The organism is Vibrio pelagius (assembly GCF_024347575.1).
Lineage (GTDB): Bacteria > Pseudomonadota > Gammaproteobacteria > Enterobacterales > Vibrionaceae > Vibrio > Vibrio pelagius.
The window spans coordinates 1178848-1192018 of record NZ_AP025503.1; the positions used below are offsets into that span (position 1 = coordinate 1178848).

A 13171-nucleotide genomic window follows, 5' to 3' on the forward strand; every position below is an offset into this window, starting at 1 on the left:
TAGCGTCCGGTCATATTGACAGGCTATGTTTGCATAGAGCCAATTATCATTCGACGAAATAGCTCATTCATTGAGCACTCTTCGGATTTTATCCAATTTCGAGCCTTCTTTCGTCAAATGCTTGTCAGCGTCTGATGTTTTTGAAAGATTAGACCTTTTAGCCGTCTATGGCTTAGTTGCCACCAAAACTGCACGGCGTGGCGCTGGATGCCCTTCAACCGTTTTACTTGGGTCATTCGGGTCTAAGTAATCAGGCAGTGAGTTGTGTGTCATCCATTCGGTGGTGCGTTGTTCACCGACCGTCGTTACGTTTTCATCGACAATACGTACGTCTTTAAAGCCCACTTGTTCTAGCCAGCGCTTTAGAGCACGCGCCGAAGGGAAGAAATAGACATTGCGCATTTGTGCATAGCGGTCAACAGGCACAAGTACCGCGTTTTCATCGCCTTCGATGACCAGAGTTTCTAGCACTAGCTCACCACCAGAAACCAACTGATCTTTAAGTTGGATTAGATGATCAAGTGGAGAGCGGCGGTGATATAAAACGCCCATGCTGAACACCGTATCGAACGCTTCCAGTTTTGGTAGCTGTTCAATGCCAAGTGGCAACAAGTGAGCACGCTGGTCGCCCCCCATTAGTTTGCGAATGGCTTCGAACTGAATTAGGAACAGGTGAGAAGGGTCGATACCAACAGTCAGTCGAGCACCTTCACCCAACATACGCCACATGTGGTAACCATTACCGCAACCCACATCAAGAACGCTGCGGTTTTTCAATGGTGTAATGTGTGGAAGAACACGATCCCATTTCCAGTCGCTGCGCCACTCTGTATCAATATGAATGCCGTGAACCGTGTACGGGCCTTTGCGCCATGGGTGGAACGTCTTAAGCAGGTTTTCTAACTTCTTCAATTCACCGTCATGAAAAGGGGTATCGTTAGTCAACGTTACTGAGTTCTTCAGATCAACTTGATCCGGAGCTCCTTGTGGGATCTTGTTTAAAGCGCGTAACCAGCGGTCGAAATCACCGTGCTCCGCGTTTTGCCAATCCGTTAACTGTTGAGGAAGAATATTCAGCCAAGGTTGCAGGCGCGTATCTTGAGCAATGAGTTGGTAAAAATTGGCAAAGTTAAACATTAGAACAAGTTCCTAAATTTTGTTTCCCGAGACTATCGTCATCCTCGAGCGCGAGTCGACGAGTGCATCGGGGATCTATAAATAGATGCTAGAGTGCTTTGTTGAAAGCGCTTTCTGAGTCGCTCGACACTCATAAAAATTACTAGTGATTAAGGTAAAGCAAAAAAGAGATTCCCTATCACGTTCGTTCCTCACTGTAGGGAATGACGGGGATTCTTCAGTATCAATTAGCTAGATTACTTAACCGCAAACATCGAGCCAAAGTTAAAACACTGGAACCAAACTTCGTGGCTAGAGAAGCCAATTTTATCGAAGCGATCTTTATGTACTTGAATTGAATCTGGGCGCATCACGTTTTCAATGGCACTGCGTTTTTGGCTTACTTCCAACTCGCTATAACCGTTCGCACGCTTAAAGTCGTGGTGCAGGTCAATCAATAGCTCATTCGCGTTTTCGTCTTCGAATACGTACTTTTCCGACAAGATAAGTACGCCACCAGGACGAAGACCAGCGTAGATCTTCTCTAGTAGAGCGAAGCGATCTTCAGGCGAAAGAAACTGCAGCGTAAAGTTGAGTACCACCACGGAAGCATCCGTAATTTCAATTTCGCGAATGTCCGCTTCAATCACTTCTACAGGGGTGTCGCTACGGTAAGCGTTAACGTGAAGCTTACAACGTTCGACCATGGCTTCTGAGTTATCAACGGCGTAAATTGTACAGCCTTCTTGTTGAATGTGACGGCGCATAGACAGCGTCGCAGCACCTAAAGAACAACCTAGGTCGTAGATGTTTGAGTGTGGTTTGACAAAGCGTTCCGCCATCATGCCGATCGCAGAAATGATGTTGCTGTAGCCTGGAACTGAGCGTTGAATCATATCTGGGAATACTTCAGCGACCCTTGCATCAAAGGTGAAATCACCGATTTTATCAATAGGAGCGGAAAAGATAGTGTCTTTGTTGCTCATAGCGTTCTCTCTCGACAGTCAGCAAATTAGCGCACTTTCGCGTGCTAAATAAAAGGGGGCGTATTTTACGTAAAAAATGTCACTGTGTCACGAAAACTCAGGTTTCACTGCCAATGGCTTGGTTGTAGATGAGTTAGAACATGCTGATTTGCGTATCCCCCTTATTAGCCGGAAATTCGGAGAGTGGGGGCAGATTGATATTGTGATGCTGCTGACATTGCTCGATTAGCTGTTTGTATATCGTGGCTGCCAGTTCTGGAGCATGGTCATTATCTGGAGTGTGGATCATTAAATAAGGCTGTTTTCCTTCCGCTACCCACGTCGGAAGCTTGGATAACCAAGGTTTGAAAAACTCAAGATTGGGCTTCTCGTCGTGCTGACCAATAAAACGAATCATCGGGTTGTTCGATGTCGCGATTGCATGCACGGGTACGCGTGGTTTTTTCTTGTGTGCATCAATAATGGCTTCTGTTGTTGGCGCTGCGGCAAACACAGGGCGACTATCCATAATGATGCGGTTGATGTTCTCTTCAACTAACCAATGATTAAAGCGCTTTTCGTCGTCGCCTTTATTAAAAAATCCAAGGTGGCGCACTTCGACACCGAGTGTCATCTCTTTTGGGAAGAGTTTACAAAACTGTTGAAGCGCAGGTAGCGATTCTGGCTCGAACTGGTGAGGTAGCTGAATCGTCCATTGACCAATACGTTCATGTAAGGGCGACATGATTTGTAGGAACTCTTTTAATTCTGCTTGGCAGTGTCTGAGTTGCTGCTGGTGGGTGATGAATTTAGGCAATTTAAATGTAAACCGAAAGTCATCATGGCTCGCGCTACGCCAATTGTTTACCGTAGTGATAGAAGGAGTTGCGTAGAAGGTGGTATTACCTTCAACAGTATGAAAAACATGACAATATTTCTCTAGTCTTTCTGCTGGTTTGGTGCCTTTTCCATAGAATTGGCTCTGCCACTCTGAGTGTGACCACATGGTCAGTCCGAGTCTTAAAGGTAATCTTGTCATGGTATCTAAAAGTGCTTTGGTTGTGTCAGTCAAAAACACTCTACGAGACTTTTGCTGACTTGGGTACTTTCAATATATAATTAGCGCAATTTTTTCAATGTTGACGAATATTTGTTCGAGATTTGTACCGCTTTGGCTGTTTCGTGAGCTATAACGCGTCAACGTCGAATAAAACACAACAAATAGGCGTGGGAAAGGTCGATTTTAGATAAGTTTCCGCGTATAAATGGATCTTTGAATTGTAATTAGATTCGGTCTAGTTACAGCATAGAAATTAGTAATTATTAAGAGATTGGGAAATTCATTATGCGTACCCATTACTGTGGTAACCTGAACAAGTCCCTGGCGGGACAAACTGTAGAACTTTGCGGCTGGGTAAACCGTCGTCGTGATTTGGGCGGTCTTATTTTCATCGATATGCGAGATCGTGAAGGTATCGTTCAGGTAGTTGTAGACCCAGATATGGCAGATGCGTACGAAGTAGCTAACCAACTTCGTAATGAATTCTGTATCAAACTAACGGGTGAAGTACGCGTTCGTCCAGACAGCCAAGTAAATAAAGACATGGCAACGGGTGAAGTTGAGATCATCGCTAAAGGTCTTGAAATCATCAACCGCGCTGACGTTCTGCCGTTAGACTTCAACCAGAAGAACTCAGAAGAGCAGCGTCTAAAGTACCGTTACCTAGACCTACGTCGCCCAGAGATGAGCGACCGCATCAAACTACGTGCTAAAGCGTCTAGCTTTGTTCGCCGTTTCCTAGATGACAATGGCTTCCTAGACATCGAAACTCCTGTACTAACGAAAGCGACACCAGAAGGTGCACGTGACTACCTAGTACCTAGCCGTGTTCATAAAGGCTCTTTCTACGCGCTTCCTCAGTCTCCACAGCTATTCAAACAGCTGCTAATGATGTCTGGTTTTGACCGTTACTACCAAATCGTTAAGTGTTTCCGTGATGAAGACTTACGTGCGGACCGTCAACCAGAATTCACTCAAATCGATATCGAAACATCTTTCATGAGCGCGGAAGAAGTCCGTGCAACAACTGAGAAGATGGTTCGTAACATGTGGCAAGAGCTTCTAGACGTTGATCTAGGTGAGTTCCCAATCATGCCATTCTCTGAAGCGATGCGTCGTTTCGGTTCTGACAAGCCAGACCTACGTAACCCACTAGAGCTAGTAGACGTTGCTGACCTAGTGAAAGATGTTGAGTTCAAAGTATTCTCTGGCCCAGCAAACGACGAAAAAGGTCGCGTTGCAGTAATCCGTGTACCAGGTGGCGCTAAGCTAACTCGTAAGCAGATCGACGGTTACGGTGAGTTCGTTGGTATCTACGGTGCGAAAGGTCTAGCATGGATGAAGGTTAACGACCGTGCTGCTGGCATGGAAGGTATCCAATCTCCAGTGGCTAAGTTCCTAAACGAAGAAGTGATCAACGGTATTCTTGAGCGCACAGGCGCAGAGACTGGCGATATCATCCTATTCGGCGCAGACAAAGCAAACACTGTATCTGAAGCAATGGGCGCACTACGTCTGAAACTGGGTACAGACCTAGAGCTGACAGACGAGTCTGCATGGGCTCCGCTATGGGTTGTTGACTTCCCAATGTTCGAAGAAGACGACGAAGGCAATCTACACGCGATGCACCACCCATTCACATCGCCTCTAGGTGTGACTGCGGAAGAGCTAAAAGCGAACCCAGCGGCTGCTAACTCAAACGCGTACGATATGGTTCTTAACGGCTACGAAGTTGGCGGTGGTTCTGTACGTATCCACAACGCTGAAATGCAATCTGCAGTATTCGACATCCTAGGTATCGAAGCTGATGAGCAGCAAGCTAAGTTTGGCTTCCTACTAGACGCCCTTAAGTTCGGTACACCACCGCACGCAGGTCTAGCATTCGGTCTTGACCGCCTAGTAATGCTACTTTGTGGTACAGAGAACATTCGTGACGTTATCGCGTTCCCGAAAACAACCAATGCTTCTTGTCTACTAACAGACGCACCAAGCCTAGCAAATCCAGCTGCACTTGAAGAGCTAGCAATCGCGGTTAAAGCTGCTGAAAAGAAAGAAGAGTCAGCTGAATAAGCACACTACTTTCTTTAAATGACACTTTTTTTGGTGTGATTTTTGTTTATGTAAATTGAAATGCCCGTTAATTTAACGGGCATTTTTTTTATGCTTCTATATACTAAGCTCATAAATAAAAGTATGTATAAATAATCAGTATTTTAAGTTATGTCTATTATCCTTGGGATTGATCCCGGCTCTCGTATCACTGGTTATGGTGTTATTCGTCAAAATGGTCGCCATCTACAATATTTGGGTAGTGGCTGTATTCGTATGTCGGAGAAAGAACTTCCTGGTCGTCTGAAGCAGATCTATGCCGGTGTAAGTGAGATCATCACTCAGTTCCAGCCTGATGTATTCGCCATTGAGCAGGTGTTTATGGCAAAGAATGCTGACTCGGCGCTTAAGCTCGGGCAGGCTCGTGGTAGTGCGATTGTTGCTGCGGTAAACGCGGATCTTCCAGTACATGAGTACGCTGCACGTCTTATCAAGCAAGCGGTAACTGGCAATGGTGGTGCAGACAAATCACTGGTGCAAAACATGGTGATGAGCATGCTTAAACTCCCAGCAAAACCGCAAGCCGACGCTGCCGATGCATTGGGCGTCGCAATTTGTCATGCCAATACCAACAAAACACTGATCGCACTAGCAGGTAAAGCAACCACAGCAAGACGTGGTCGTTATCGTTAATCTCTCCAACTGATATTCCAACCGCCATCAATTACTTATCTTTGATATGAAATGAGACTTCAAAAACAGTTTTTGTTAAATAGGTTCGCATTCTATTTAACAATTAACTAACATTGGTCGGAGGTCTTACAAGTCAATCAAGGATGATTATCGATGAACCCAATTACATGGTGGCGATCGCTCTTTCTACCCAAAACTCATCAATGGGGCAGCAATGAGTCGCGACAGGCGGACATTTTACTACTGTTTACTTTCATTGCTTTTATCGTTGGACTTTACAGTCTGATTAAATGGAGCAAACACGGTGAGCAACTGCTGATTGCAACCTCTATCTTCCTCATTGTCCTTGAGCTGGTTTCGGCCATCGTTTTGAAGCTATCGAAAAACCCAATCTTGGCCCTTAATTTTGGTTTTGTCGGTATGGCTGTTCATGCACTGAATATCATCTATCAAAGCGGCGGGGTCGTCGATTCTACTCAGGCTTACTGGGTGCCTTTGCTGGTGGTCGCTTTCTTTTTATCTGGAACTAGAATTATCGCCCTTACATGGAGTGCCTTAGTGATAGGCGTGGCGGTAGTGATGACTTCTATGCACCTGAATGGCGCTGTATTCCCCAATATCGCGTTGGATGAGCAAGCAATGGTGGTCGAGACCTGGTCTGGAGTAGTGATGCCTCTAGTGGTGATATGCATTGCACAAGCGTTTACCGCGAAGCAGAAAGAGGTTGCGATTGAGCAAGCAGAGACTGCGAAAACACAAAGCCAAAGCGTTGCAGCTCAAGCTACTCAAAGTGAAGCTCAACTCTCTGTTGTTCTAGACCAAGCCAACAATAATTCACAGAGCTTGCAAGGCGTCTCGGTACAGCTTGATCAGCAATCAAAAGATCTTCACGCTCAAGTTGAAGTTCTAAACATGAACTGTGAGTCTCAAGCGAGTGCTGCTGAACAAATGAGCCAACAGCTTCACCAGATGACAGAAGGGCTTGAAGAGTCCAACTCTTTCGTCAATGAACTGAAAGAGCGCAGTGAAGCAGTTGGAGTGAAAGCGCAGAAAAGTTCAGAATCTTTAGAAGCGTCGACCAATGCCATTAGTAAAATTATCCAAAGTAACCAAGAGATCATGAAAGTGGCAGACTTGATTACGTCGGTGGCAGAACAGACTAACTTACTGGCACTCAACGCAGCAATAGAAGCGGCGAGAGCAGGGGAGCAGGGTCGAGGCTTTGCAGTGGTGGCGGATCAAGTCCGTGAACTATCTGCGAAAAGTAGCCATTCTGCGATAGAGATCAGAACATTGCTTGACCGAAGTAAAGAAGAGGTGGAACACGGGCGCACTATTATCGAAACCACGGAAGCTGAAATGAGTGGCATTATTTCCGAGGTTCAGACCATATCTTCAGATGTTAATCAGCTAACCAATATCATGGCTATGCAGATGGGATCTTTGCATGAGCTCGATCAGGCTAGCACTGAAGTTGCAAAGAGTGTTGCAGAGACCAAAACCGTATCAGGGCAAGTTGCATCAAATGGTATTCAATTGAATCAACAAGTCGATCTCGTTAAGCAATTAGTCGCAAGCCTGAATAGCGCGGTGTCAAACGCCAAACACGCCTAATTAATTCCCCAATCAAATAGAAAGAACTGGATAAGCATCCAGTTCTTTTATATTCTGTCCATCAAATCATTTTCCATCAAGAGAGTAAGTTGTGATCGGACGTCTTCGCGGTATTTTAATTGAAAAACAGCCACCAGAATTGTTAATTGAAGTGAGTGGCGTTGGCTATGAAGTACAAATGCCAATGAGCTGTTTCTATGAACTACCTGCTGTGGGCGAAGAAGCGATTATTTATACGCATTTTGTTGTGCGTGAAGATGCCCAACTGCTTTATGGATTTAATACTGTTAAAGAGCGAGCTCTGTTTCGAGAAGTGATCAAGGCCAATGGCGTTGGTCCTAAGCTTGGTCTTGGTATCCTTTCGGGAATGACGGCAAGTCAGTTTGTTCAGAGTGTTGAGCGTGAAGATATCTCAACGTTGGTTAAGCTGCCGGGTGTTGGTAAGAAAACCGCTGAACGTTTGGTTGTGGAAATGAAAGATCGACTCAAAGGTTGGGGCGCGGGTGATCTGTTTACACCAGCTACAGATGCAGTTCCAATTGATTCAACACCGAATGCACAAGATGCTGAAGAAGAAGCGGTAAGTGCACTTCTTGCTCTCGGTTATAAACCGACACAAGCTTCAAAAGTGGTGTCGCAGATTGCCCAAGATGGCATGACAAGCGAGCAACTGATTCGTGAAGCACTAAAATCGATGGTATAAACTCGGTTTACCTAGATACATGAAATGCACTCCGTAACACTGAGCTTTCAAGCTAGTGTCGTGAGAGTGCAGTAAAGAACTCAAATAGAATAAGAGCTTGTCACTCTTAAGTTGGAATAACCTATGATTGAAGCGGATCGCCTAATAGCGCCGGACAACCCAGTATTTAAAGACGAAGACGTCATCGATCGCGCGATAAGACCAAAAGCGTTAGCAGATTACCAAGGCCAAGATCACGTGCGTGATCAGATGGAAATCTTCATCAAAGCGGCACAACTTCGTAGTGAGGCGCTTGACCATCTCTTGATTTTTGGTCCTCCGGGTTTGGGTAAAACCACACTTGCGAACATCGTCGCGAACGAAATGGATGTGAATATCCGTACGACTTCTGGGCCTGTATTGGAAAAAGCGGGTGACTTAGCGGCGCTGTTAACGAACCTAGAAGAGAACGATGTGCTGTTCATCGATGAGATACATCGATTGAGCCCAATGGTTGAAGAGGTACTCTATCCGGCGATGGAAGACTACCAATTGGATATCATGATTGGTGAAGGCCCTGCGGCACGTTCTATCAAAATCGATTTGCCACCTTTCACCCTAATCGGTGCAACAACGCGAGCAGGCTCTTTGACATCGCCACTGCGTGACCGTTTTGGCATTACGCAGCGCCTTGAATACTACAAGGTCGATGATCTACAAAACATTGTACAGCGCAGTGCAGACTGTTTGGGGCTCTCTATGGACCCTGAAGGCGCTCTTGAAGTGGCGCGTCGAGCTCGTGGCACGCCTCGTATTGCTAACCGTCTGCTGCGTCGTGTGCGTGACTTTGCAGAAGTGAAGGGCAATGGTCATATTTGTGCAGATGTGGCTGACAAGGCGTTGAACATGCTTGACGTTGACGCCAAGGGTTTTGACTATATGGATAGAAAGCTTCTACTGGCGATCATGGAGAAGTTTGGTGGTGGCCCGGTTGGTATCGACAACATGGCTGCAGCGATTGGTGAAGAGCGTGACACCATAGAAGATGTGTTAGAGCCGTATCTGATTCAGCAGGGGTATCTACAGCGAACCCCTAGGGGCCGAATCGCCACTGATCGAGCATATCTTCATTTTGGAATAGATAGACCAAGTTAATTGGTTGTTGTGTTTTATAAACCCTGGTTGCATAAGCGCCAGGGTTTTTAGTTATTTATAGAATAACAACTCTTTGCGCGAGTCGATATTAGTCTCCGATATGCCATTCCAAAACTGAAAACATTGATTTCAAATTTGACGCCGCTAACAAAAAATGAAATAAATTGTCACAATCCTTGTTAATACTTTATGGGTAGTTGTAATTCAAATGTTGAGTGAGTGATAGCGGCATGTCACAGATATCATGCATCGTTATTACCAACCCAATAATTGGTGTGATTTTAATCATGTTTGGTTGAAAATAACTCTAAATTGCTCGTAGAAATTTGATACAAATCAACGCAGGCTTCTCCTATAAACCTTTTGAAACATACTGATTTTACCAGTAATATTAGCTCCAGCTATATTAGCTCATGCTTAACAATAATCTAACTATAACGGTACGTTTTTGCTACAAATTTCAACTTGTAATAACAATCACGCTAATTGTTTTAACATGGATTTTTGCGGTGAATAATCACACAAGTGTCATTCAGCCGACACAAAGGAGTTACCATGATTGATGTTGTTGATCTGTCGCGATTGCAGTTTGCACTGACAGCGATGTATCACTTCTTATTTGTTCCACTGACTCTTGGTATGGCGTTTTTGCTTGCCATCATGGAGTCTCTATATGTAATGACCGACAAACAAATTTACAAGGACATGACCAAGTTCTGGGGTAAATTGTTTGGTATTAACTTCGCTCTAGGTGTAGCAACCGGCTTAACTATGGAGTTCCAGTTTGGTACTAACTGGTCTTATTACTCTCACTATGTTGGTGACATCTTCGGTGCCCCTCTGGCAATCGAAGCGCTTGTTGCATTCTTCCTAGAGTCTACTTTTGTTGGTCTTTTCTTCTTCGGTTGGGATAGATTGTCAAAGCGTCAGCACTTAGCAGTAACATGGTTGGTAGCGCTTGGCTCTAACTTCTCTGCGCTGTGGATCTTGGTTGCCAACGGCTGGATGCAGAACCCAGTGGGTGCTGAATTTAACTTTGAAACAATGCGTATGGAAATGGTGAGCTTCGCTGAAGTTGTCCTAAACCCAGTAGCGCAAGTTAAATTCGTACACACAGTGGCTTCTGGTTACACAACGGGTGCAATGTTCATCCTAGGTATCAGTTCTTACTACATTCTAAAAGGTCGTGACCTTGCCTTTGCTCGCCGCTCTTTCGCGATTGCAGCATCATTCGGTATGGCTGCGATTCTATCTGTAATCGTTCTAGGTGACGAATCAGGTTACGAGTTAGGTGAAGTTCAGAAAGTGAAGCTAGCAGCGGTAGAAGCTGAATGGCACACAGAAGAAGCTCCAGCTGCATTTACTGTGTTTGGTGTTCCAAACCAAGAAACGATGCACACTGACTACGCGATCAAGATTCCTTACGTTATGGGTATCATTGCGACGCGTTCTTTTGACAAAGAAGTAACAGGCCTGCGTGATCTGCGTGACGAGCACGTTGAGCGTATTCGTACGGGTATGTATGCATACGAGCTTCTAGAAAAATTGCGTGCAGGCGATAAGTCTGAAGCAAACATGGCAGCATTTGACGAAGTAAAAGGTGACCTAGGTTACGGTCTGCTACTGAAGCGCTACACAGACGAAGTTGTTGATGCAACAGAAGAGCAAATTCAAATGGCTGCGGATGACTCGATCCCAACTGTTTGGCCTCTATTCTGGTCGTTCCGTATCATGGTTGCATGTGGCTTCATCATGCTATTCGTATTTGGTGCAGCATTTGTACAAACATGCCGCCAAAAAATCGAACAGAAGCCATGGATTCTTAAAGCAGCGCTATTCTCAATCCCTCTACCTTGGATTGCGATTGAAGCAGGTTGGTTTGTTGCAGAATACGGTCGTCAGCCATGGGCTGTAGGTGAAATCCTACCGACCAACGTTGCAGCGTCAGCTTTGACTATTGGCGAGCTTTGGACATCACTATTTGCAATTCTTGCACTGTACACAGTGTTCCTGATTGCAGAAGTTTACCTAATGCTTAAATTTGCTCGCAAAGGCCCAAGTAGCCTTAAGACAGGCCGTTACCACTTCGAACAAAACGACAACTCTGTTGAAGACAAAGTTAGCCGTTCAGTAGAAGTATAAGTGAGGGAATATTATGTTTGATTACGAAATCTTACGACTTGTTTGGTGGGTCCTAATCGGTGTTCTACTGGTAGGTTTCGCCGTGACTGATGGCTTCGACATGGGTGTTGCGGCTCTGTCTCCTGTTATCGGTAAGAGCGACACTGAACGTCGTATTATGCTGAATACTATTGCCCCTCACTGGGATGGCAACCAAGTTTGGTTAATCACAGCGGGTGGTGCACTGTTTGCTGCATGGCCTCTTGTTTACGCAACGTCGTTTTCTGGATTCTATCTAGCGATGTACGTAACCCTAGCGGCACTTTGGCTTCGTCCACTTGCTCTAGACTACCGCTCTAAGATTGAAAATCCTAAATGGCGCAAAGCTTGGGATTACGCGCTTTGCTTCAGTGGCACAGTTCCACCAGTTATCTTTGGTGTTGCATTTGGTAACCTACTGCAAGGTGTTCCATTTGAGCTAAACAGCCTGCTGATGTCTGAGTACAAAGGTTCGTTCTTTGCTCTATTAAACCCATTTGCTCTACTGTGTGGCGTACTAAGTTTGATGCTATTTGTTATGCAAGGTGCGACTTGGCTACAAATGAAGACCACTGAGTCACTGCACGAGCGTGCACGCGGTGTTGCTCAAATCACAGGTCTAATCGCTGTAGCACTATTCGTAGGGGGCGGTTTCTGGGTTCAATCTATCGATGGCTACGTGATCACAAGCGCGCTAGACACAATGGCTGATTCAAACCCACTAAACAAAGAAGTAGCGGTTCAAGCTGGTGCTTGGATGGCAAACTTTGAAACCTACCCAGCAATGTGGGCTGCGCCTATCCTAGGTGTGGTAATGCCATTGCTAGCAGTGGTTGCGTCTCGCTTTGAGCGTGGTGGTTTTGCATTCTTGTTCTCAAGCTTGTCGAACGCTGGTGTTATCCTAACGGCGGGTTTTGCGATGTTCCCATTCGTGATGCCTTCTAGCCTAATCCCGAACCACAGCTTAACAATGTGGGATTCAACAGCGAGTGAACTAACACTTGGCCTGATGACTGCAGTTGCGGCGGTAATGGTACCTGTGATTCTTGCTTATACGACTTGGACTTACTACAAAATGTTCGGTCGTTTGGATAAGAAACACATCGAAGATAACGACGTTTCAGCTTACTAAGCTAGAAGTTAAATAACTTAGGAGAAATTTTATGTGGTACTTCGCATGGATTTTGGGTGTACTTCTAGCATGTGCATTCGGCATCATTAACGCTCTTTGGTTAGAGCACTCTGAAATGATGGATAAAGACAGTGAGTAATCTCACTGAGCAAGTGACTAAGCTGCATCAACCTATGGACAAGACTCTGCTTCGAGTTTTGTCTCTAGTACTGGGTTTTGTGCATGTCGGCTTGGTTATGTGGAACCCAGAAACCTACGCTGAGAGCATTGGCGGCTTTAATGCTGTCATCGGCCCAATGTTTATTTGGGCTGTGTGTTCAAGCATGGTTTTCGGGGTTGGTTTTAAGCCTAGAGCATGGGTATGGCAGTTGCTGTTTAGCCCATATGCTTCACTCACAATTTTGCTCTACCTAACAGTGTTAAGGTTCATATAGTGGCGTCAATGCCCGTGAATACAGGCTTTATTGCGCTGTTTGGTTTTTAGCCGAAAAGAGGTCATCTTATACAGATGGCCTTTTTTTTCACCACACAAATCAAATATTTCA

General features: G+C 45.3%; 12 protein-coding genes. 9 read left to right on the top strand and 3 right to left on the bottom strand.

From position 1 onward, the window contains the following. Positions 1 to 165 precede the first annotated feature (165 nt). The 3 genes from cmoB to vsple_RS05310 all read right to left on the bottom strand — a co-directional run bounded on the left by cmoB (position 166) and on the right by vsple_RS05310 (position 3120). Complete coding sequence (gene cmoB, locus vsple_RS05300) at positions 166 to 1137, bottom strand: tRNA 5-methoxyuridine(34)/uridine 5-oxyacetic acid(34) synthase CmoB (protein ID WP_032549422.1); 972 nt, start codon at positions 1135 to 1137, stop codon at positions 166 to 168. Positions 1138 to 1373: 236 nt separating this feature from the next. Continuing rightward, complete coding sequence (cmoA, locus tag vsple_RS05305) at positions 1374 to 2102, bottom strand: carboxy-S-adenosyl-L-methionine synthase CmoA (protein WP_255230990.1); 729 nt, start codon at positions 2100 to 2102, stop codon at positions 1374 to 1376. Positions 2103 to 2235: 133 nt separating this feature from the next. Further along, on the bottom strand, positions 2236 to 3120 hold the full coding sequence (locus tag vsple_RS05310) for a DUF72 domain-containing protein (RefSeq protein ID WP_261883122.1): 885 nt from the start codon (positions 3118 to 3120) through the stop codon (positions 2236 to 2238). A gap of 306 nt (positions 3121 to 3426) precedes the next feature. On the opposite strand from vsple_RS05310, the gene aspS reads away from it, so the two are divergent. The 9 genes from aspS to ybgE all read left to right on the top strand — a co-directional run bounded on the left by aspS (position 3427) and on the right by ybgE (position 13060). Beyond that, entirely contained in the window at positions 3427 to 5211 is a 1785-nt protein-coding gene (gene aspS, locus vsple_RS05315; RefSeq protein ID WP_261882879.1) for an aspartate--tRNA ligase, read from the top strand. Between the two features lie 150 nt (positions 5212 to 5361). Further along, the gene (gene ruvC / locus vsple_RS05320) at positions 5362 to 5883 is read left to right on the top strand and encodes a crossover junction endodeoxyribonuclease RuvC (RefSeq protein ID WP_032549418.1); all 522 of its coding nucleotides are present in this window, start codon (positions 5362 to 5364) and stop codon (positions 5881 to 5883) included. Positions 5884 to 6036: 153 nt separating this feature from the next. Then, on the top strand, positions 6037 to 7497 hold the full coding sequence (locus vsple_RS05325; RefSeq protein ID WP_261882880.1) for a methyl-accepting chemotaxis protein: 1461 nt from the start codon (positions 6037 to 6039) through the stop codon (positions 7495 to 7497). Between the two features lie 91 nt (positions 7498 to 7588). After that, positions 7589 to 8200 carry a Holliday junction branch migration protein RuvA gene (gene ruvA / locus vsple_RS05330; protein ID WP_261882881.1) on the top strand — a complete coding sequence of 204 codons (612 nt, stop codon included), beginning with the start codon at positions 7589 to 7591 and terminating at the stop codon, positions 8198 to 8200. A 123-nt stretch (positions 8201 to 8323) separates the two neighbouring features. Then, positions 8324 to 9334 (top strand): Holliday junction branch migration DNA helicase RuvB, encoded by a 1011-nt coding sequence (gene ruvB, locus vsple_RS05335; RefSeq protein ID WP_255230986.1) that lies wholly within the window; start codon positions 8324 to 8326, stop codon positions 9332 to 9334. Between the two features lie 555 nt (positions 9335 to 9889). Further along, positions 9890 to 11476 (top strand): cytochrome ubiquinol oxidase subunit I, encoded by a 1587-nt coding sequence (cydA, locus tag vsple_RS05340; RefSeq protein ID WP_261882882.1) that lies wholly within the window; start codon positions 9890 to 9892, stop codon positions 11474 to 11476. Between the two features lie 13 nt (positions 11477 to 11489). Then, positions 11490 to 12626: a cytochrome d ubiquinol oxidase subunit II gene (gene cydB, locus vsple_RS05345; protein WP_261882883.1), complete on the top strand. Its 1137-nt coding sequence runs from the start codon at positions 11490 to 11492 to the stop codon at positions 12624 to 12626. Between the two features lie 31 nt (positions 12627 to 12657). Continuing rightward, on the top strand, positions 12658 to 12765 hold the full coding sequence (gene cydX, locus vsple_RS05350; protein ID WP_000270284.1) for a cytochrome bd-I oxidase subunit CydX: 108 nt from the start codon (positions 12658 to 12660) through the stop codon (positions 12763 to 12765). Continuing rightward, positions 12758 to 13060 (top strand): cyd operon protein YbgE, encoded by a 303-nt coding sequence (gene ybgE / locus vsple_RS05355; RefSeq protein WP_261882884.1) that lies wholly within the window; start codon positions 12758 to 12760, stop codon positions 13058 to 13060. Before cydX ends, ybgE begins: the two co-directional genes overlap by 8 nt. The last annotated feature ends 111 nt before the right edge of the window (positions 13061 to 13171 follow it).

Coding starts and splice junctions, on each gene's coding strand:
- cmoB (WP_032549422.1), bottom strand. CDS start 1,137: ATGTTTAACTTTGCCAATTTTTACCAACTCATTGCTCAAGATACGCGC.
- cmoA (WP_255230990.1), bottom strand. CDS start 2,102: ATGAGCAACAAAGACACTATCTTTTCCGCTCCTATTGATAAAATCGGT.
- vsple_RS05310 (WP_261883122.1), bottom strand. CDS start 3,120: ATGACAAGATTACCTTTAAGACTCGGACTGACCATGTGGTCACACTCA.
- aspS (WP_261882879.1), top strand. CDS start 3,427: ATGCGTACCCATTACTGTGGTAACCTGAACAAGTCCCTGGCGGGACAA.
- ruvC (WP_032549418.1), top strand. CDS start 5,362: ATGTCTATTATCCTTGGGATTGATCCCGGCTCTCGTATCACTGGTTAT.
- vsple_RS05325 (WP_261882880.1), top strand. CDS start 6,037: ATGAACCCAATTACATGGTGGCGATCGCTCTTTCTACCCAAAACTCAT.
- ruvB (WP_255230986.1), top strand. CDS start 8,324: ATGATTGAAGCGGATCGCCTAATAGCGCCGGACAACCCAGTATTTAAA.
- cydA (WP_261882882.1), top strand. CDS start 9,890: ATGATTGATGTTGTTGATCTGTCGCGATTGCAGTTTGCACTGACAGCG.
- cydB (WP_261882883.1), top strand. CDS start 11,490: ATGTTTGATTACGAAATCTTACGACTTGTTTGGTGGGTCCTAATCGGT.
- cydX (WP_000270284.1), top strand. CDS start 12,658: ATGTGGTACTTCGCATGGATTTTGGGTGTACTTCTAGCATGTGCATTC.